We start from the raw sequence: 18,934 nt of genomic DNA, 5'->3' as shown, positions 1-18,934 counted from the left end.
CCGAAGGTGCCCAGTGATGTCTTGTTTGATCAGCTGCTGAAGCTATTCAACAACAGGAACAGAAGTCCCGAAATTGTTGCCGTCGCTGGCACGGTGATGACCCATGCCGCAGCAATGGTCAGGAAGTGGGACCGGCGCACCAATTTGCGGCGGCGGCGCTCCTCGCGCGAGTATTGCTTGCGGGTCGGCATGGCCATGCGCGCCTGTTTGATGCGGCGCTCTGTATACCATTCGCGGAAGAAGCCGACACCAAAGACCCCGCCGACTGCAATGTGCGTTGAACTGACCGGCAGCCCCAGCCAGCTTGCAATGATCACGGTGATGGCGGCTGACAGCGCCACACAATAGGCGCGCATTGGGTTCAGCTTGGTGATCTGGTCGCCGACCATCTTGATCAGTTTTGGTCCGAACAGGAATAGACCAAAGGAAATCCCAAAGGCCCCGATAATCATCACCCAAAAAGGAATGCTGACGGCCGCCAAGAAATCGCCGCTGCCCGATGCCTGCACAATGGCCGCTAGAGGACCCACCGCATTGGCGACATCATTCGCCCCATGGGCAAAGCTGAGTAGCGCGGCAGAGACAACCAGCGGAATGCCAAACAGCACTTTCAGCGATTTGTTGCGGTTCTCCAGCCCTTCGGACTGTTTCTTGATTAGCGGGATGGTCGCAGCCCAGATGATCAGCCCTGCCGCGACTCCAATCATCAGCGCGGTTTGCAGGTCGATCTTGATGATCTTCTTCAGGCCTTTGATGGCCAGATAGGATGCAAAAGCGCCGGCCATAATGCCGACAAGCACCGGAACCCATTTGCGTGCGGCGGCGATTTTGTCGTCCTGATAAACAATCTTAACCTTGATGAACCAAAGAAACCCTGCAGCGATCAGACCGCCCAGAACTGGTGAAATCACCCAGCTTGCTGCGATTGTGCTCATCGTGCCCCAGCTGACAGCGCCAAATCCTGCGGCGGCGATGCCCGCGCCCATGACGCCCCCCACAACAGAGTGTGTGGTGGACACAGGTGCGCCAACCCAAGTGGCGAGGTTGACCCACAGGGCCGAGGCGAGAAGCGCCGCCATCATGGCCCAGATGAAAACCTCGGTTGTGCCAAGGCTTTGTGGATCAATGATGCCTTTGGCGATAGTTTTCACAACGTCGCCACCTGCCAAAAGCGCCCCCGCGCTTTCAAAGATCGCCGCGATGAGGATTGCGCCGCCCATAGAAAGCGCCTTGGCGCCCACGGCAGGACCCATGTTGTTGGCAACATCGTTTGCCCCGATGTTTAGCGCCATATAGGCCCCAAAAGCTGCCGCCACAGTCACAAGCAAGGTGTTGCTGGATTGGCCAAAGAACAGAGCAGCGGCCAGACCAGCCAGCGCGATGAATACCAACGCGATGCCGCCGCCAACGATAGGGCGCGCCGCGAAGGATGTTGCTTGTTCAAGATTGGAAAGCCGTCCCAGATCACGGTCCAGTGTCTCTAGGTGCCGAGGATCTGCGTTGTTGTTGCCAGCCATTGGTTGCTCCGTCCCTGTCCCAATTGGATTTCAGACGGATTAGGCGGGCCTCAGGTCAAACGCAACAGTTTTGTAACAGTTTTATGACGGTTCCGAGGTGGCCGCGTCTTAGAATTCTTGCAGCAATTTCTTAAGTTCGGGCTCGGCCACCAGATTTGCGGCCTCATCCGGGCTGACCCATTTGCGTTTGCGCTCTGTCACCTCAGGAAATTTATCGGCGAGCTCTTTGACCTCGACCGGATAGACCAAAGCCTTAACGGGCTGCGACCATCCACCGGACTCACGTTTATCATAATGGAAGTGACCAAGGGCTTTCGTTGGCGCACGACCAGTGCGAACGCCTGCTTCTTCCCAGGCCTCTTGCAGGGCCGCCTCATTGCTTTCTTTGCCGCGCATGGGCCAGCCTTTGGGGATGATCCAGCGACCGGTGTCGCGGCTGGTTATGACAAGCACCTCGCGTCCACGCTTGCCATTGCGATAGCATAGCGCAGCGACCTGTAGCCGACCGGGACGCCTTAGGAGGGGGGACAGAAATTCTCCCCAAACGAGTTTCAATGGATTTTGCATTTGGTGCCTGCGCTTCGTTCTTTTTGCGACCTGTGTCGTCTCGCTTTTTGCGACCTGTGTCGTCTCGCTTTGAACCGAAACTACTACATACACGTCAGGATTGCAAATTAGTCTCATTATTGGAGCAATTTGTGCATTCTGAGACCCGAGACGCCGCCGCTGCGTTGAAATGATTGGTCTACATCAAGCACCCGCGACGTTTTTTCTTGATCTGCGTCAAAGACGGTCATTGCCGCGCGGGGCGTTGCACACTAAAACGTGCGAGGAATCCGGGCGTGAGAGGTGACTCTTGCGCCAAACATGCACTTCAATAGGAGGCGAGGCATGGCAGACGCAGCCATTCAGGGCCACGAACACGAGGACGACCGTAGCTTCTTTACGCGCTGGTTCATGTCCACGAACCACAAAGACATCGGTATCCTTTACCTCATCGTATCCGCAGTTGTCGGCTTTATTGCCGTGGCACTGACTGTCGGCATGCGTCTGGAGCTTATGGAGCCGGGCGTTCAATACATGTGTCAGGAAGGCAGCCGCTTCCTGAGCTTCGGTGCAACCACCGAAGGCTGTACGCCAAACGGCCACCTTTGGAACGTTTTCATCACCTACCACGGTGTATTGATGATGTTCTTCGTTGTTATCCCAGCGCTTTTCGGTGGCTTTGGTAACTACTTCATGCCGCTGCAGATCGGCGCGCCGGACATGGCCTTCCCACGTATGAACAACCTAAGCTTCTGGCTTTATGTTGCGGGTACGTCTTTGGGTGTGGCTTCTATGTTCTCTCCGGGTGGCAACGGCCAGCTTGGTTCTGGTGTGGGCTGGGTTCTGTACCCACCGCTTTCAACCACAGAAGCGGGTCTGTCCATGGACCTTGCGATCTTTGCGGTACACGTTTCTGGTGCCTCTTCGATCCTTGGCGCGATCAACATGATCACCACCTTCCTGAACATGCGTGCCCCCGGCATGACCCTGTTCAAGGTGCCGCTGTTCTCTTGGTCGATCTTTGTGACCGCATGGCTCATCCTTCTGGCGCTGCCAGTTCTGGCCGGTGCAATCACCATGCTGTTGACCGACCGTAACTTTGGCACGACCTTCTTTGATCCTGCTGGCGGCGGTGACCCGATCCTGTATCAGCACATCCTGTGGTTCTTCGGACACCCGGAAGTGTACATCGTGATCCTGCCGGGCTTTGGTATCATCAGCCACGTCATCGCGACCTTTGCGCGTAAGCCAGTCTTTGGCTACCTGCCAATGGTCTGGGCGATCATCGCGATTGGTGCACTGGGCTTTGTTGTGTGGGCACACCACATGTACACGGTTGGGATGTCGCTGACACAGCAGTCCTACTTTATGATGGCCACGATGGTTATTGCGGTTCCGACCGGGGTTAAGATCTTCTCTTGGATCGCGACCATGTGGGGCGGCTCGATCGAATTCAAAGCGCCTATGCTCTTTGCCTTCGGTTTCCTGTTCCTCTTCACTGCAGGTGGCGTGACCGGCATCGTTCTGTCCCAAGCGGGCGTGGACCGCGCGTATCACGACACCTACTATGTTGTGGCACACTTCCACTACGTGATGAGCTTGGGTGCGGTCTTTGCGATCTTTGCGGGCATCTATTTCTACTTCGGTAAGATGTCTGGCCGTCACTACCCAGAGACAGCAGCAAAAGTGCACTTCTGGCTGTTCTTTATCGGCGCAAATCTGACCTTCTTCCCACAGCACTTCTTGGGTCGTCAGGGCATGCCACGTCGTTACATCGACTACCCAGAAGCCTTCGCATATTGGAACAAGATCAGCTCCTACGGTGCGTTCATTTCCTTTGCGTCTTTCATCTTGTTCTTCGGCATCATGATCTACGCGGTACGCAAGGGCCCGCGCGTGACAGAGAACAACTACTGGAACGAATACGCGGATACTCTGGAATGGACACTGCCGTGCCCACCACCAGAGCACACCTTCGAAATCCTGCCAAAGCAGGAAGACTGGGACAAAGGCCACGCGCACTAATCCCTCTCTAGGAAGTCAAAGCGAGGCCCCGGTTGATCCGGGGCCTTTTTTGTTGAAGCGGATAGAAGATCGCCTGATGCCCTATCACTGGACAGACACGCCACAGGGACCAGAGGTGCTGCGTCTAAGAGCGTACAACTCTCTGTCACCCAAGGGGTTTGCCTTGATGATTGGGATCACGTCGCTGATGTTGGCGCTGCCTTTGATGTCTGTGCTTGGCACGGCGCTTTTGTGGTGGATGTTGCCCTTTTTGATAGCTGCGGTTGCCGCGCTATGGATTGCGCTGCGCCGCTCGTATCGGGACCGGCAAGTGTTTGAGTTGCTCACGCGAAAGGGAGACACCCTGACCCTGATTCACCAGCCAGCGCGCGCGGCTGCGATCGAATGGTCGTGCAATATCTATTGGGTGCGGGTGGAACTGCATAAATCCGGTGGGCCGGTCGACTATTATGTGACGCTCACAGGCAATGGGCGTACCGTGGAGATCGGACGTTTCCTGGCTGAGGAAGAGCGACAAATGCTCTTTGAAGAACTGACAGAATACCTACAATCAGAGATCGCTGCCCCCCCGCGGGGGTAGGGCGTGTATGACGCGCCGCAGGACAAAGGCGAAAAAGGTTGACGGATTACATGTTCAGGTAGAACTTGAAGGTGTGACGGATATCAACACCACAAACCACATGTCGTGCACAGTGATGAAGCAGTGCCGCAAAGGGATAGCAGGCGCAGGATTGTTAGGTGCGCCTTTGGTCGGCATGGCAATTTGCAGCCCGACGTTTGCGCAAGCAGACCCGCTGGCGCATTCGATACCATTTCGCTTTATGGACATTTTTGGCACTGACTTGCCTCTGTTGGTGCGCATCCTCAGTTTGTTGACACTGGCCGTTCTCGTCTTCAGCACCTTGGTTGGGTTGTATTACCTATCCAAAATCCTGCTTGGTCTGATCCGGCGTCGGCGCGTGTGTATGATCCCGGTGCAGGTGACAACGCAGGGTGCGTCGATTTCGGGTTTCATCACGGTGCTGGGGCGCAATTGCAGTCGCTTTGTGCCGGACGGCATGGCGCGGTGTGAAGCGCTGCAGGCGCTGGTCGATGCGCCCGAGATGCATTTCTTTACGTTGGAAGCGGGTGATCTAAAGCTGCCGGTCTTTATTGACGGGATGAACGGGCATTTCACACCATGTGCCTTTGATCAATGGCTGACCCTGAAGGAACATGAGGCGTTGTTGAAACAGTCCACGATCCCGCCACGGATCGGACAGTTGATTGCGGTGCCGCATGATATCATGCGCCACCGAGTTTATATTCAAGCCCGTGCCGAAGCTGGGCAAGTGGAACCGCCAGCACCTGCGTGAAGGCCTGCTTTAAGCCAAGCCGCCTTTGATCAGACCCTCGGCAATTCGGCCATAGGCCTCTGCCATTGGGCCGGTGCCAGCCGCGATCGGTGTCCCTGCGTCGCCTGCAAGGCGGGTCTCAAGGTCAATGGGCAGCGCTCCGAGCAAGGGGACGCCGAGTTTCTCGGCCTCTGCCGCAACGCCGCCGTGGCCAAAGATGTGTTCCTCGTGCCCGCAGTTGGAACAGATGTGCGTGGACATGTTTTCAATCATGCCAAGCACCGGGGTTTTCAGGGAACCAAACATATCCAGCGCCTTGCGCGCATCCAAAAGGGCTACGTCTTGTGGCGTGGACACCAGAATCGCGCCGCTGAGTTCGGTTTTTTGACAAAGGGTCAGCTGCACATCGCCTGTGCCGGGTGGCAAATCGACGAGCAGAATATCAAGTTCGCCCCATTGCACCTGTCCAAGCATCTGCTGCAGAGCACCCATCAGCATTGGCCCGCGCCAGACCACCGCTTTGTCAGGGTCGAGCATAAAGCCAATCGACATCAGCGTAACGCCATGAGATTGCAGTGGAATGATCGTTTTCCCGTCGGGCGACGAGGGGCGTTTTTGGATGCCCATCATGCGCGGCTGCGACGGGCCATAGATGTCGGCATCTAATAGCCCAACCTTGCGGCCTTGTTTTGCCAGAGCCACCGCCAAATTGCTGGAAACTGTGGATTTCCCGACGCCTCCTTTGCCCGAGCCAATCGCGATAATGCGTTTTACACCTGCAATTTTCATCGGCCCATTTTGCGGCTTTGGATGGCCGCCCACCTTAAGGCTCGGTGGTGCTTTTTGTTCTGCAGGGCCATGGGCCGTCAACGCGGCTTGAACTGTCGTGACGCCCGGTACTTGCCCAACCACTTGTTCGGCCGCTTGACGCAATCCTTCCATGCGGCGCGCCAGTTCGGGGGAGGGGGCCTCGATCACGAAACGCACCGTGCCGGCGTCAACCGAAAGTGCACGAATCATGTCCCGGCTGATCAGGTTTCCACCATCGGGCAAACCAAGGGATTCCAATGCTGATTTGATTTCTTGTTCGGTCACGGCCATTTCGGGTCTCCTTTGCGCGCCACTCTGCCGGTCAGTCGGGCGGGTGCAACCCATAATTTGTTATATTGTGACTGTGGATTACACATTTTGCCACCCGCGCTGCCGAAATAATCATCATCTGTTAGCGCTATTCGGTTTCTGCATAGCAGCATTGCGCGGCTAGGCGTTGTGCACCTGCAGCAAATTTTTATATGAATGACACAACACAAGACGACGTACGGAAAAAGACGATGGCAAACGCGGCACAACTCACTGGCTTTCATGTTTCGGCACAACGCTCGGAAGCATCCTTTCTTGCAAAGGCTTGGGCACAGTTCAAACAGTACCGCCTGTACCGCCAAACCGTTGATGAACTGAGTCAACTGTCTCGCCACGACCTGGCGGATTTGGGAATTCACCCATCGTCCAGCCGGTCCATCGCACATGAAGCGGTGTACGGCGCATAGAAATTTGAATTCGACGGGCCTCTCCTCCTCCCTGGCCCTTCGAAGATAGCGGCGACTTCCTCCTCCTCCCTGAAGTCGCCGCAGTTATACCGGGCCACATGGCCCAGACATACAAGAGCCGTCCTCCTCCCTAGGCTCTTGTTGCAAGACCGGTGGCGCTCCTCCTCCTCCCTGAGCCCACCGGACCTAATATCGGGTCAAGCGACCCAACGGATGCGAAAGGCCTCTCCTCCTCCCTGGCCGGACGCTTACTAGAACGGCGGTGCCCCTCCTCCTCCCTGGCGCCGCCGTTTCTGTTTTCTGGGGCAGGGCAATCTGAAAAACGCACGTATTTCGGCACACCGCAGTCCTGAAAAGGTCGCGATCCTTTGGCATGCTGGGCGGCAGAGGCTGTAATATTCGTCACACGAAGTTGCGTCTTGTTGTCGTGAACCGGGCGTAAACGATGCTTATGTTATAGTGAGAGAAACACGCGCATTGAGAGGAAAGGATGAGACTGCCACGTTGGACATTGAAGCTGCGAACGCTGTTCCGCCGCAAGGTGTCAGAACCGCAGCAAGGGCTTGCCATCAGGCGAGAGCCGCAGATCCACGTGGTGATCCTCGACGGGACGATGTCTTCTTTGGCTGCTGGCATGCAGACCAATGCCGGGCAGACGTTTCAATTGCTCAAAGAGGCGGTACCACCGATTTCGCTTTATTACGAGGCAGGTGTGCAATTCAAAAAGTGGAAACATGCGCCCGACGTGATGATGGGGCGGGGGATCAACCGTCAAATCAGGCGCGCCTATGGGTTCTTGGCCTCGCGCTATCGGCCCGGCGATAAGATTTTCCTCTTTGGCTATTCTCGCGGGGCCTTTGCAGTCCGGTCGCTGGCGGGGGTGATTGACCGGGTCGGGCTGTTGCAGGCCAAACATGCGACGGAACGCAATGTGCAAATGGCATATCGTCATTATGAATGCGCACCTGACAGCGACGCAGCGCGCGAATTTTCCAAACTCTTTTGCCATGACGCCGCAGAGATCGAGATGATCGGCGTTTGGGACACGGTCAAGGCACTTGGCCTGCGCTTGCCGTTGTTGTGGCGTTTGACGGAAGAGAAACACGCCTTTCACAACCACCAACTGGGAAACTCGGTGCGGCACGGCTATCATGCCCTGGCGATTGATGAAAATCGGTTGGTTTATGAGCCTGTGCTTTGGGATGAGCCAGAGGGTTTCACGGGCCGGGTCGAGCAAATGTGGTTCCACGGGTCACATGCCGATGTCGGCGGGCAGCTGCTTGGCGAGGAAGAAAGCCGACCATTGGCAAATATCCCGCTGGTCTGGATGTTGGAAAAATCCGAAGCACTTGGATTGCCTTTGCCGCAGGGGTGGCAGGCGCGGTTCCCGCAGGATGCAACTGCGCCCTCGGTGGGGACCTGGACCGGGTGGGGTAAGATGTTTCTGCTGCGCAAGAAGCGTGAGATTGGACGAGACCCTTCAGAGGCCATTCACGAAACCGCGCAGCGTTTCATGGAAAAAAAGGAGCCACGGGTGGCTCCTTTGTTGAGGCGATTGAAAGGGCACTAGCCCGACTTTTATAGTCCGCAGCGCTGATCACGCGACCTTTTCAAGTTTTGCATTTTGCACCACACCCAGCGCATGGCAGACATCGCGTGTCAGCTCTGGGCGGTTCAGCGTGTAGAAGTGGAATCTGTCAACGCCTTCAGAGCGCAGCTTGTCACAAAGTTCGGTGCACAGCGCGGTTGCCAGCAGTTCTTCGCGACCGTCACGTTCGGCCTTTTCAAAAGCATCCTGCAGCCAAGTTGGGAACGTCGCACCACAGCGGGTTGCGAAGTTGCGAATTCCCTTCCAGTTTTCAATTGGCTGGATGCCCGGAATGATCGGTTTGTCGATGCCAGCTTTGACGCAAGCATCGCGGAATCGCAGGAAGGTCTCTGGTTCAAAGAAGAACTGGGTTAGCGCCTCGGATGCGCCGGCCTCGAACTTGGCTTTGAGCCAATTGATATTGGCGGCCTGATCGGCGGCATCGGGGTGCGCTTCGGGATAGGCGCCCACACGGATGTTGAATTTTCCAGTGTCTGCCAGCGCTTCGATCAATTCGATGGAATTCGCAAACCCCTCTGGGTGGGCTTCAAAGCGGCCACTGCCTTTCGGTGGATCGCCGCGCAGGGCGACAATGTCGCTGACGCCTGCCGCAGCGAAGTCATCCGCGATTTTCAGCGTTTCGGCCTTGGTGGCGTTCACGCAGGTCAGGTGCGCCGCAACATTCAGGCCGCTGGATTTGTGCAGTGTGGCCACCGCGTCGCGTGTCAATTCGCGGGTGGTGCCACCGGCACCATAGGTCACAGAGACAAACCGCGGTTGCATCGGAGCGAGGACCTGCACAGTGTCCCAGAGGCGGAAAGAGGCCTCTAGGTTCTTTGGTGGGAAGAACTCAAAAGAGATATTCGGTGCGGTCATTTTTCTCGTCCGTATTTTGTGATGTCCCCTTGTGGCACGGGTTTAGGTGTGAGAAAACTTCATAATACTCAATAACAATATGAGTTTGATATGAAGATGCACATCGAGTTCCGCCACCTGCGGACAGTCAAGGCCATCTATGAATGCGGCGGCCTGGCGCGTGCGGCAGATCAGTTGAATATTACGCAGTCTGCTTTGTCTCATCAAATCAAAGGGTTGGAGGATCAGGCAGGCGTAGAACTGTTTGTGCGCCGCTCTAAGCCAATGAAATTGTCTGCCGCAGGGATGCGCCTGCTGCGCCTTGCGGAACGCATCCTGCCCGAGGTTGAAGCGCTGGAAGATGAATTTTCCGGGCTTCGGTCAGGAAATTCGGGCCGCTTGCATATCGCGATCGAATGCCATGCGTGTTTTGAATGGCTGTTCCCAGTTCTGGAACAATTCCGCAAGAAATGGCCCGACGTGGATGTTGATATTCGCCCAGGTCTGGCCTTTGACGCGATGCCCGCCTTGCAAAAGGAAGAGGTCGATCTGGTTGTGTCCTCTGACCCAGAGGATATGCCGGGCGTGGAATTTACGCACCTCTTTGATTATAAACCGGTCTTTGTTGCCTCAAGCAGCCACCCTTTGGCACAGAAAGACTGGGTCGATGCCGAGGATTTTCGGGGTGAGACTCTGATCACCTATCCGGTTGAACGGTCACGTCTTGATATTTTCAGCCAGCTATTGACGCCTGCCAAGGTGGAACCGGAACGGGTGCGGCAAGCGGAATTGACGGCGGTTATCTTGTTGCTTGTTGCCTCAAACCGGGGCGTTGCGGTGCTGCCCGATTGGGTGGTGCGCGAGGTGAAATATAGTTCTGATTACGTGACGCGCCCCTTGACCAAGGACGGTCTCTCTCGCGGGCTGTTTGCCGCGACGCGCAGCGACGATCTGGCCAAACCCTTTATGCAGGATTTGATCCGCCTCGCAGGAACCGAGGCGCGGCGCTTACAAAGCGTTTGACGCAGTCGCATCGCCCCAAAAAACACCGACGCGATGCCCATATGCCCTTGGCAAATGGGGCGTCTGGGTGTATCCGCCCACTCTGACGTCAAAGGAGCCGGATGATGCAGGGCAGCGCCAATCTGAACATTATGATGAAAGCCGCGCGCAAAGCGGGGCGGTCTCTGGTGAAAGACTTCCGCGAGGTGGAAAACCTGCAGGTGTCTACTAAGGGCGCGGGCGACTTTGTGAGCAAGGCGGATATTGCCGCAGAAGCGATCCTGAAAGAAGAATTGATGGGTGCGCGCCCGACCTATGGCTGGCTGGCCGAAGAAGGTGGCGAAGAAGAGGGCAAAGACCCAACCCGCCGCTGGATTGTTGACCCGCTGGATGGCACCACCAACTTCCTACACGGCCTGCCACACTGGGCCGTTTCCATCGCGCTTGAGCACAAGGGCGAGATCGTTTCTGGTGTGGTCTATGACCCTGCAAAGGACGAAATGTTCTATGCTGAAAAAGGCGCGGGCGCATGGTTGAACGATAGTCAACGTTTGCGTGTTTCTGCCCGCAACCGGATGATTGAATCGATCTTTGCAACGGGTGTGCCTTTTGGCGGTCGTCGTGATCTTCCAGAGACTTTGCAGGACCTTGCACGCATCATGCCAACTTGTGCAGGCGTGCGTCGCTGGGGCTCTGCTGCGCTTGATTTGGCCTATGTGGCGGCGGGCCGCTACGAAGGCTATTGGGAGCGCAACTTGAAAGCTTGGGATGTGGCTGCGGGCATCATTATCGTGAAAGAAGCCGGCGGTTTTGTAAGCGGGATGGCCGATGGTGACAATGTGATTGAAACGGGCAATGTGATCGCTGCGAACGAACCGATCTGGGATCAGTTTGCCAAGGTGATCCGCGGCGCATAAGGCGCTGTGAAAGGCTTCGAAACGAGGGCGCTTTCCAGCGCCCTTTTTTATTCTCGATCGCTGGGGTGATTGACGCCGTCCACCCAAGGGATGTCGCCTAAATCGCGCGGATTGATGCCCTCTAGGCAGGCGACATTGACGCCATATTGGTTCGGATTGCTGCGCCTTTGGTGGTGCGTGTAAATTCCACAGGTCTTACAGAAGTAATGCTTCGCGGTTTTTGTGCCCCATTGATAAAGGCTCAGGTTCTCTGCGCCTTTTAGAATCTTGATGCCATCCAATGGCGCGCTGACGGCCACTGCTCCCCTTCGGCGACAATATGAACAATCGCATCGACGGGCGGTCTCCAATCCTTCTGAAAGCGTCACTTCGATTTCCACAGCGCCACAATGACAGGTCAAAAGATGGGTCATTTTCTGCGCCTCACTTTGGGGACATTGGAACGGGCAAACCCATACTTCGCATCTGGATGGGGCGGGTGGCCATCTGTCACACGCCAGAACCGTGCCCCACCGCGTTTGGCCCACAGGGGCAGCGTCAGCACGACGCCGGCGATGAAGCCGCCTGCATGCGCCCAATAGGCGACGCCACCTGCGGATGTATCGACGGTGATGCCGTTAAAGAACTGAAGGCCGAACCAAATCCCCAGAACCAGCCAGGCTGGCACGGTGATGGCTTTGAAAATAATGATAAAAATCAGCAAGATGTCGACGCGCGCCTTTGGGTAAAGCAAAAGGTAGCCGCCCATCACAGCCGCCACCGCACCAGAGGCTCCGATGGTTGGAACCATGCTGGCAGGTTCCGAGAAAACCTGCGTCAGACCTGCTGCAATCCCGCCGACCAGATAGAACAGCAGGAAACGGATGTGGCCCATTTCGTCTTCGAGGTTGTCGCCAAAAATCCAGAGAAACAGCATATTGCCGATCAGGTGCATGAAGCCGCCATGCAGGAACATCGAGGTGAACAGCCCCTCGTAATGGAACCCGTTGGCAATGCGGGCCGGGAATAGCGCGTAGTCGGAATAAAAGGCCGCGAGTTGGCGCGGGGTGTCTTCGAGCGGCCAGCTGTAGAGGTAGATCACCACGTTCAACGCGATCAGCGCATATGTGACAAAAGGCGTGCGGCCCGAGGGGTTGTGATCGCGGATTGGAAACATGCGCGCACGCTGCCGGGGAATGTTCGGGGCGTCAAGACGCCCCGAGGTTTTTCAAGGATTTAGGCGGCTCCGCCCAGCAGGGCCGCGTTGCCGCCAGAGGCGGTTGTGTCCACGCAGACGTGGTGTTCGGCGCGCGCACGGGTGACATCGGGCTGGCCAGTGATGAGCGGAATGATTGGCCCGTTGCGTTCTGACAGCGCCTGTTCATAGGCGCGCCCGGTTTCTACGTCGCCCCACCAGAGGACACCTGAAAAACCTTGCAGTTTTTGCACGTCATCTGGGGTGACAAACCCACCAACTGCGACTGCCCGCCCACCAAGCTTCTTGATAGCTGCGGCCTGTTCCTCTGCCGCTGCGTTACCAGGGCCAAGGCAAAGAACTGGCGCGCGCGAAGATGTCGACAGGCGGTTGGATTCCCCGGTTGGGCCGGGCAGGGTAACGGTCTGGGTAGGCGCACCTGCCGGGGCGTTGTCAATGGCGCGCTGCACGGTTTTGGCATCCTCGTTTTGGGTAAACACCTGATCGCTCAGGATGTTTTCGACTTTGCGGAAGCGTGACAGATAGTGCGGGCCGCCCGCTTTTGGGCCTGTGCCAGAAAGACCTTCGCCGCCAAAGGGTTGGCTGCCAACGATGGCCCCAATCTGGTTGCGGTTCACATAGATATTGCCCGCCTGAATGCGGTCTGACACATGCTGCACCCGGTCATCAATCCGGGTCTGCAGGCCGAATGTCAGCCCATAGCCCGTCGCGTTGATGGCATCGATTACCTGATCAAGTTCGCTGGATTTAAAGGTCGCCACGTGTAGAACCGGGCCGAAGATTTCTTTGGTCAGGTCTTTGATGCTGTCGACTTTGATGATCGTTGGTGCAATGAACGTACCGGTTTGCGGCGTATTCATTTGGAACAGGACACGCCCGTCTTTCTGGGCCGCCGCGATATGGTCCGCGATGTCGGCTTGCGCTTTTGCATCAATGACGGGGCCAGAATCCGTGCTGTAGTTCCATGGATCACCCAACCGCAATTCTTTCACTGCGCCTTTCAGCATCGCCAACAGGCTGTCGGCAATGTCTTCTTGCACATAAAGGCAACGCAGCGCAGAACATCGTTGGCCCGCTGATTGGAAGGCGCTTTCAACGATGGCAGTCACGGCCTGTTCGGGCAGGGCGGTGGAATCCACGATCATGGCGTTCAACCCGCCGGTTTCCGCAATCAGCGGCGCGCCTGGCTGAAGGTTTTCGGCCATGGCTTTGCGGATGCGCATGGCGGTCGCGGTCGACCCAGTGAAACATACGCCATTCACGCGCGGATCAGAGGTAATGGCCGCACCAACAGTGGCCCCGGACCCGGGCAGCAATTGCAGCGCGGTGCGAGGAACACCCGCTTGGTGCAGCAATTTCACCGCCTCAAAAGCGATCAAGGGCGTTTGGTCCGCAGGTTTCGCAAGGACGGCATTGCCAGCCGCCAAGGCAGCTGCGATTTGGCCCGTGAAAATCGCCAGCGGGAAGTTCCAAGGGCTGATACAAGAAAAGACCCCTGCAGGCGGATCGGTAGGGGCATTGGCCCCGTAGTACCGCAGAAAGTCTACCGCTTCGCGCAGTTCTGCAACCTGATCCATTGGCGTTTTGCCAGCTTCGCGGGCGAGGATGGCAAAGAACAGGCCAAAGTTTTCCTCATATAGCTCTGCCGCATTCGACAGCACAGCGCCGCGTTCTTGGGGCGTCGCGTCCCATGGGCGTGCTTGGGCCAGGGCAGTTTCAACCGACTCTGGGCTGGCGTGGGCAACGGTGCCCAGGTCATCTGACTGCAGGAACGGGTTGGTGACCGGATGCGGTTTCAGGCTCGGGGCCTCTGCAGCGATCAGCGGGGTCGCATGCCATTGCACAGACCGATAAGGCGCTCGGGCGGCGTCAATTTTTTCGAGTGTTGGCACATCGTGCAGGTCAAACCCGGCAGAGTTCACACGCTCTGGCGCGAAAAGCATGGAAGCCTTTGGGATAGAGGGTGTAAATTCTGCATGGGTTTCAAACGGATCACGTGCGACTACTTCAGGGGCGACATCTTCGTCGACAATCTGGTTCACAAAGGAGCTGTTCGCACCGTTTTCCAGCAGACGGCGGACAAGATAGGCCAGCAGGTCGCGATGCGCACCCACAGGTGCATAGATCCGACAGCGCGTGTTGTTTTGCGTTTTGACGATATTGTGCAGGCTTTCCCCCATGCCGTGCAGGCGCTGGAACTCGTAGCTTTCGTGGTCGTCAGCCATATCCAAGATCGCAGCAACGGTATGAGCGTTATGCGTGGCGAACTGCGGATAGATACGGTCGGTCATGCCCAGCAGTTTGCGGGCATTGGCCATATAGCTGATGTCTGTGGCCGCTTTGCTGGTGAAGACCGGGAAGTCATCCACCCCTTGGACCTGTGCCAGTTTGATTTCCGTGTCCCAATAAGCCCCCTTCACAAGGCGCACCATGATCTTGCGGTCAAGGCGTGTCGCGAGGTCGTAGAGGTAGTCCAATGTCGCCCCGGCGCGTTTGCCGTAGGCCTGCACCACGACGCCAAAACCATCCCAGCCTTCCAGCGCCGGTTCAGACAGCACCGTCTCGATCACATCCATAGAGATGCTCAGGCGGTCTGCCTCCTCGGCATCGATGTTCAGCCCCATGCGTGCGGATTTTGCAAGCAGTGCAAGTGAGCGCAGGCGGGGCACCAGTTCGTCCATGACGCGGGCGCGTTGGGTGACCTCATACCGCGGATGCAGGGCAGAGAGTTTGACCGAGATACCGGGATTTTTGCGAATGTCGTCATGCGTACAGGCGGCAGCGATAGCGGTGATCGCACGCGAATAGCTGAGGTGATAGCGCATCGCGTCCGCATCGGTTTTCGCGGCTTCGCCCAGCATGTCGTAGGAATAGGTGTAGCCCTTTTTTTCCATCCCCGCTGCGCGATCCATCGCGGATGTGATGGATTCTCCCAGAACGAATTGACGCCCCATTTCTTTCATGGCGCGGCCTACCGCCGTGCGGATAACCGGTTCACCAAGCCGCTTCACCGCCCCGCGCAGGGCGCCGATCACGCCTTTCTGATCCTCGTCCAGAACCTTACCTGTCAGCATCAGCGCCCAAGTCGAAGCGTTGACCAAGGACGACGTAGAATGCCCGAGGTGTTTACCCCAATCAGATGGCGCGATCTTGTCTTCGATCAGCGCGTCGATTGTGTCGGCATCCGGCACGCGCAGCAGCGCTTCGGCCAAACACATCAAGGCAATGCCTTCGTCGGTAGATAGGCCATACTCCGCGAGGAAAACCTCCATCAGGCCCGGTTGGGTCTGTGATCGGATCTGACGCACTAGGTCTGCCGCCGCTGCTGAAATGCGCGCGCGATCTTCCATCGATAGCTGCGAGTCTGATTTTAGGCGTGCAACAAGGGTGGCTTCGTCAGTGTAGGTGGTTGTGTCGATCAAACGGCGCGGCGCGGTCATTTGTGGCTCCGAACAAAAGGGTGGCGGGGTATCTGGTTAGTATAGCGCGAACATTCAGGTCGATTTTCCCGATGATCAGGATTATGCTTGCCTAATCGACTTATTATTTGGGTGTTTCCGATGCAAAGTGACCAAATTGAACTTGATCGACATGATCGACGGATTCTCGACGCTTTGGCCAAGGACGGGCGCATGTCGATTACCGATTTGGCCAAAGAGATTGGCCTTTCCAAAAGCCCGACCCAAGCGCGGTTGAGGCGACTAGAGGCCGAGGGCGTGATTGCGGGGTATCGCGCGATGCTGGACCCTGTGCGGCTTGGGCTGGACCATGTGGCCTTTGTCGAGGTGAAACTTGACGACACGCGCGAGGCGGCTTTGAAAGCTTTCAATAAAGCGGTTGTGCAGATGCCCGAGGTCGAGCAGGCGCATATGATGGCGTCTAATTTTGACTACCTGCTGAAGGTGCGCACGACAAATATGTCCGCCTATCGCACGGTTTTGGGAGAGAAAATTTCGGCTTTGCCTCATGTGTCTAGCACCTCGACCTTTGTGGTGATGGAAGCTGTCAAGGAATTCGGTCTCGGGGATGTGACTTGAAATAATCACGATCTATGGCAGGCTAGGGCATGCGCGCCCTTGTTTTCATAGCTTGTTTCGCGTCGCCGGTTTGGGCGGACTGCCCCGCGGTGGCAGACCGTAGCGCGGCTTTGGATGCGCTTTATCTTGATATTCAGAATGCTGATGATCAGACCACGGGGCTGACGCTTGGCCAAAAGCTTTGGGAGTTTTGGACAGACGCCCCAGATGTTACCGCGCAAGAAATTCTCGACCGGGGGATGCAGCGCCGAAGCCAATACAATTTCCTTGGCGCGATGAAGGATTTTGACAGGCTGGTGGCGTATTGCCCGCATTATGCCGAGGGCTACAACCAGCGCGCTTTCGTGAATTTTCTAAGGTATGAGTTTGAAGCCGCTTTGCCAGACCTTGATCGCGCATTGGAATTGTCGCCGCGTCATCTGGGCGCGCTTTCGGGGCGGGCCATGACCTTTATGGCTTTGGGCCGCGATTTTGAGGCGCAGCGCGACCTGCGTGCCGCATTGGCATTGAATCCCTGGCTGCCCGAACGGGCCTATTTGCTCAATCTCGAAGAAGAGCTTTGAACCGCTCCGACTGGGTCTTTACACCCCGCCATTCCACGCTATTGTCGCGCGCACTCGTTGTGGCCGATTGGCCCGTGCGATGGGCCCTCGTGGTGGAATGGTAGACACAGGAGACTTAAAATCTCTAGGCCGTATAGGCCGTACCGGTTCGAGTCCGGTCGAGGGTACCAACGCTGAGATAGTTTTTGCGTTTTAAAGCATGCGCTTACGACGTTTAACTAGTGAACAGTGCGCATCCATCCAAAAACACTGAGACAAGAACCGACTTTCAGGCCCGAATTAGGCCCGAAACGGACAAACCTGCGCGTTCGAATACCGCGCGTCAGAATAACCGAGATATCCTATAGTTAACTCAAGCACCAATAGCCGTAGGGATTCCCATTAGGATCCTGCACTTTTTTGTTGCCAGTCAATCGGGTTGAGTATCTGCAATATCAAGCCCATTGGGGGTTGTGTTTTCTTCATATCGGTCCGAAGGTCATTACGTTTCGGATGATTATTAAATTACTTTCTGACCGTAATAGGTCCAATTGGTGGATTGATGAATAAAGCAGGCCAAAAACTTGAGTTGCCACATGTACTCGTTGAAGCTGTAAAAGATCAAAGGGCGGTAGTCGTTTTCGGTGCTGGTGCATCTATGGAATGCACCGACAAAAAAGGAAATAGGCCTCCCAACGGACACCATATGCGAGATCATCTTGCATTGAAGTTTTTGGGAACAAGAGATGAAGAACGCGACTTAGCCACAGTTGCTGAAATGGCGATTGCCAATGGAGCTGGCCAACCGGCAGTCTTTGAAGAGATTTCCAATCTTCTATCAGGCTTCCCGCCTTCTAACGCTCACAAAAAACTTGCAGACTTTAGATGGCGAGGGTTTGCGACAACGAACTACGACACGATAGTCGAGCACGGCTATGCGGAAAACCAAGAGAGAAAGCAGACCTGCTTGCCTTTTGTAAAAGACACTGAACCTTTTGAGGACCGGTTAAGGGCTCAGACTAATCCACTGGCATTACTAAAGCTCCACGGGTGCTTGAATCATAGACTTGATCCAGACATTCCGCTGGTGTTGTCCAATGAGCATTATCATCGGTTCATCGCAAACAGGAAACTTCTTTTCGGGCGTTTGCGTGATTGGGCGCAATCATCGCCCTTAATTTTTGTCGGATATGGACTAGCCGATCCACACTTGCGTTCTTTGGTCTATGAGATCAACGCTGGGCACCGCCCAAGGTGGTATATTGTGTCGCCTGACAGTGATGAGCATGACGTGAAACTTTGGTCCTCTATGAGCGTCGATGTAATCGATGCAACCTTCGGGGAATTTCTAGATGCTTTGGATCATCAAATACCTTCTTTGTTTCGAAGTTTGAGCCCACCTGAAGGCGTGGCGGATGAGCCTTATCGAAAGCATTTCCGAACTCATGACGCTGGCTCTGACATCTTGCGACAAAGTTTTAAAATGGACCTGTCGCGTTTTTGTGCCGCCCCATGTGCTCGTTTAGGCTACTTTCCGTTCGAAAGCGACCGGGCTTTTCCAGCCCAATGCTGAGTGCCGCCGGCGCGAGTTATAGAACCCGTTAATGTATTCGAAAATTGCCATTTCGGCCTGCCGCCTCGTTTCCCATGAACGCCGCCAGATCAGTTCAGCTTTGATGGTCTTGAAGAAAGTCTCGACTGCCGCATTGTCGTAACAATTTCCCTTGCCTGACATCGACACTTTGAACCCATTTTGGCGCAAGATCTTCTGATAATCGTGAGAACAATATTGCGATCCGCGATCCGTATGATGGATGCAGCCCTTCGGC

Annotated in this window: 18 protein-coding genes and 1 tRNA gene; 11 read left to right on the top strand and 8 right to left on the bottom strand. The window is 56.0% G+C overall.

Annotation, left to right across the window (positions count from 1 at the left end; genetic code table 11):
- Positions 1 to 29 precede the first annotated feature (29 nt).
- Both BUA39_RS12470 and BUA39_RS12465 read right to left on the bottom strand, forming a co-directional pair.
- Complete coding sequence (locus BUA39_RS12470) at positions 30 to 1,517, bottom strand: inorganic phosphate transporter (protein WP_072793549.1); 1,488 nt, start codon at positions 1,515 to 1,517, stop codon at positions 30 to 32.
- Between the two features lie 108 nt (positions 1,518 to 1,625).
- Positions 1,626 to 2,084, bottom strand: coding sequence for an NUDIX hydrolase (locus BUA39_RS12465; RefSeq protein WP_072793548.1), 459 nt, complete (start codon positions 2,082 to 2,084; stop codon positions 1,626 to 1,628).
- A gap of 324 nt (positions 2,085 to 2,408) precedes the next feature.
- Here BUA39_RS12465 and ctaD point away from each other — a divergent pair, with 324 nt between their 5' ends.
- From ctaD to BUA39_RS12450, 3 genes are read left to right on the top strand one after another with little or no spacing between them, the layout of a single operon-like run.
- The gene (gene ctaD / locus BUA39_RS12460) at positions 2,409 to 4,088 is read left to right on the top strand and encodes a cytochrome c oxidase subunit I (protein ID WP_072793547.1); all 1,680 of its coding nucleotides are present in this window, start codon (positions 2,409 to 2,411) and stop codon (positions 4,086 to 4,088) included.
- 49 nt (positions 4,089 to 4,137) lie between these two features.
- A complete protein-coding gene (locus tag BUA39_RS12455) occupies positions 4,138 to 4,668 on the top strand; it encodes a DUF2244 domain-containing protein (RefSeq protein WP_242648596.1) in 531 nt (176 codons plus the stop codon).
- Positions 4,669 to 4,675: 7 nt separating this feature from the next.
- Positions 4,676 to 5,443: a hypothetical protein gene (locus BUA39_RS12450; protein ID WP_072793546.1), complete on the top strand. Its 768-nt coding sequence runs from the start codon at positions 4,676 to 4,678 to the stop codon at positions 5,441 to 5,443.
- A gap of 9 nt (positions 5,444 to 5,452) precedes the next feature.
- On the opposite strand, the gene BUA39_RS12445 is transcribed toward BUA39_RS12450, so the two are convergent.
- The gene (locus tag BUA39_RS12445) at positions 5,453 to 6,523 is read right to left on the bottom strand and encodes an Mrp/NBP35 family ATP-binding protein (protein WP_072793545.1); all 1,071 of its coding nucleotides are present in this window, start codon (positions 6,521 to 6,523) and stop codon (positions 5,453 to 5,455) included.
- 191 nt (positions 6,524 to 6,714) lie between these two features.
- On the opposite strand from BUA39_RS12445, the gene BUA39_RS12440 reads away from it, so the two are divergent.
- Together BUA39_RS12440 and BUA39_RS12435 are read left to right on the top strand one after the other, a co-directional pair.
- Positions 6,715 to 6,969 carry a DUF1127 domain-containing protein gene (locus BUA39_RS12440; RefSeq protein ID WP_242648595.1) on the top strand — a complete coding sequence of 85 codons (255 nt, stop codon included), beginning with the start codon at positions 6,715 to 6,717 and terminating at the stop codon, positions 6,967 to 6,969.
- Positions 6,970 to 7,459: 490 nt separating this feature from the next.
- Complete coding sequence (locus tag BUA39_RS12435; protein WP_072793543.1) at positions 7,460 to 8,539, top strand: DUF2235 domain-containing protein; 1,080 nt, start codon at positions 7,460 to 7,462, stop codon at positions 8,537 to 8,539.
- A gap of 27 nt (positions 8,540 to 8,566) precedes the next feature.
- On the opposite strand, the gene metF is transcribed toward BUA39_RS12435, so the two are convergent.
- The gene (gene metF / locus BUA39_RS12430; RefSeq protein ID WP_072793542.1) at positions 8,567 to 9,433 is read right to left on the bottom strand and encodes a methylenetetrahydrofolate reductase [NAD(P)H]; all 867 of its coding nucleotides are present in this window, start codon (positions 9,431 to 9,433) and stop codon (positions 8,567 to 8,569) included.
- A gap of 96 nt (positions 9,434 to 9,529) precedes the next feature.
- Between metF and BUA39_RS12425 the strand changes: the two genes are divergently transcribed.
- Both BUA39_RS12425 and BUA39_RS12420 read left to right on the top strand, forming a co-directional pair.
- Positions 9,530 to 10,435, top strand: a complete 906-nt coding sequence (locus BUA39_RS12425; RefSeq protein WP_072793729.1) for a LysR family transcriptional regulator — start codon at positions 9,530 to 9,532, stop codon at positions 10,433 to 10,435.
- 104 nt (positions 10,436 to 10,539) lie between these two features.
- The gene (locus tag BUA39_RS12420) at positions 10,540 to 11,331 is read left to right on the top strand and encodes an inositol monophosphatase family protein (protein ID WP_072793728.1); all 792 of its coding nucleotides are present in this window, start codon (positions 10,540 to 10,542) and stop codon (positions 11,329 to 11,331) included.
- Between the two features lie 47 nt (positions 11,332 to 11,378).
- Here the strand turns inward: BUA39_RS12420 and BUA39_RS12415 are convergent, their stop codons facing one another.
- The 3 genes from BUA39_RS12415 to putA are packed head-to-tail and all read right to left on the bottom strand — an operon-like array spanning position 11,379 to position 15,966.
- Positions 11,379 to 11,744 carry a GFA family protein gene (locus BUA39_RS12415; RefSeq protein WP_072793541.1) on the bottom strand — a complete coding sequence of 122 codons (366 nt, stop codon included), beginning with the start codon at positions 11,742 to 11,744 and terminating at the stop codon, positions 11,379 to 11,381.
- The gene (locus BUA39_RS12410; protein ID WP_072793540.1) at positions 11,741 to 12,487 is read right to left on the bottom strand and encodes a rhomboid family intramembrane serine protease; all 747 of its coding nucleotides are present in this window, start codon (positions 12,485 to 12,487) and stop codon (positions 11,741 to 11,743) included. Before BUA39_RS12410 ends, BUA39_RS12415 begins: the two co-directional genes overlap by 4 nt.
- Before the next feature lie 59 nt (positions 12,488 to 12,546).
- Positions 12,547 to 15,966, bottom strand: coding sequence for a bifunctional proline dehydrogenase/L-glutamate gamma-semialdehyde dehydrogenase PutA (gene putA / locus BUA39_RS12405; protein WP_072793539.1), 3,420 nt, complete (start codon positions 15,964 to 15,966; stop codon positions 12,547 to 12,549).
- 120 nt (positions 15,967 to 16,086) lie between these two features.
- On the opposite strand from putA, the gene BUA39_RS12400 reads away from it, so the two are divergent.
- From BUA39_RS12400 to BUA39_RS12380, 4 genes are all read left to right on the top strand, one after another.
- Entirely contained in the window at positions 16,087 to 16,563 is a 477-nt protein-coding gene (locus BUA39_RS12400; protein WP_072793727.1) for an Lrp/AsnC family transcriptional regulator, read from the top strand.
- 89 nt (positions 16,564 to 16,652) lie between these two features.
- A complete protein-coding gene (locus tag BUA39_RS12395; protein ID WP_242648594.1) occupies positions 16,653 to 17,126 on the top strand; it encodes a tetratricopeptide repeat protein in 474 nt (157 codons plus the stop codon).
- Positions 17,127 to 17,209: 83 nt separating this feature from the next.
- Positions 17,210 to 17,296: transfer RNA gene (locus BUA39_RS12390), tRNA-Leu, on the top strand.
- A gap of 371 nt (positions 17,297 to 17,667) precedes the next feature.
- Complete coding sequence (locus BUA39_RS12380) at positions 17,668 to 18,678, top strand: SIR2 family NAD-dependent protein deacylase (RefSeq protein WP_084604966.1); 1,011 nt, start codon at positions 17,668 to 17,670, stop codon at positions 18,676 to 18,678.
- Here the strand turns inward: BUA39_RS12380 and BUA39_RS12375 are convergent.
- Positions 18,628 to 18,934: integrase core domain-containing protein (locus BUA39_RS12375; protein WP_165610524.1), on the bottom strand; the 307-nt coding region annotated here is incomplete at its 5' end. The genes BUA39_RS12380 and BUA39_RS12375 overlap by 51 nt on opposite strands.

It is taken from the genome of Cognatishimia maritima (genome assembly GCF_900129685.1).
Classification (GTDB): Bacteria; Pseudomonadota; Alphaproteobacteria; order Rhodobacterales; family Rhodobacteraceae; genus Cognatishimia; species Cognatishimia maritima.
This window is presented reverse-complemented; position numbering and strand designations above follow the sequence as displayed.

What these genes read in the sequence shown, in the direction of transcription:
- BUA39_RS12450 (WP_072793546.1), top strand. Translation starts at nt 4,676, where the DNA reads ATGACGCGCCGCAGGACAAAGGCGAAAAAGGTTGACGGATTACATGTT.
- BUA39_RS12470 (WP_072793549.1), bottom strand. Translation starts at nt 1,517, where the DNA reads ATGGCTGGCAACAACAACGCAGATCCTCGGCACCTAGAGACACTGGAC.
- BUA39_RS12465 (WP_072793548.1), bottom strand. Translation starts at nt 2,084, where the DNA reads ATGCAAAATCCATTGAAACTCGTTTGGGGAGAATTTCTGTCCCCCCTC.
- BUA39_RS12380 (WP_084604966.1), top strand. Translation starts at nt 17,668, where the DNA reads ATGAATAAAGCAGGCCAAAAACTTGAGTTGCCACATGTACTCGTTGAA.
- BUA39_RS12440 (WP_242648595.1), top strand. Translation starts at nt 6,715, where the DNA reads ATGAATGACACAACACAAGACGACGTACGGAAAAAGACGATGGCAAAC.
- BUA39_RS12400 (WP_072793727.1), top strand. Translation starts at nt 16,087, where the DNA reads ATGCAAAGTGACCAAATTGAACTTGATCGACATGATCGACGGATTCTC.
- BUA39_RS12415 (WP_072793541.1), bottom strand. Translation starts at nt 11,744, where the DNA reads ATGACCCATCTTTTGACCTGTCATTGTGGCGCTGTGGAAATCGAAGTG.
- BUA39_RS12445 (WP_072793545.1), bottom strand. Translation starts at nt 6,523, where the DNA reads ATGGCCGTGACCGAACAAGAAATCAAATCAGCATTGGAATCCCTTGGT.
- putA (WP_072793539.1), bottom strand. Translation starts at nt 15,966, where the DNA reads ATGACCGCGCCGCGCCGTTTGATCGACACAACCACCTACACTGACGAA.
- BUA39_RS12410 (WP_072793540.1), bottom strand. Translation starts at nt 12,487, where the DNA reads ATGTTTCCAATCCGCGATCACAACCCCTCGGGCCGCACGCCTTTTGTC.
- metF (WP_072793542.1), bottom strand. Translation starts at nt 9,433, where the DNA reads ATGACCGCACCGAATATCTCTTTTGAGTTCTTCCCACCAAAGAACCTA.
- BUA39_RS12420 (WP_072793728.1), top strand. Translation starts at nt 10,540, where the DNA reads ATGCAGGGCAGCGCCAATCTGAACATTATGATGAAAGCCGCGCGCAAA.
- BUA39_RS12425 (WP_072793729.1), top strand. Translation starts at nt 9,530, where the DNA reads ATGCACATCGAGTTCCGCCACCTGCGGACAGTCAAGGCCATCTATGAA.
- ctaD (WP_072793547.1), top strand. Translation starts at nt 2,409, where the DNA reads ATGGCAGACGCAGCCATTCAGGGCCACGAACACGAGGACGACCGTAGC.
- BUA39_RS12435 (WP_072793543.1), top strand. Translation starts at nt 7,460, where the DNA reads ATGAGACTGCCACGTTGGACATTGAAGCTGCGAACGCTGTTCCGCCGC.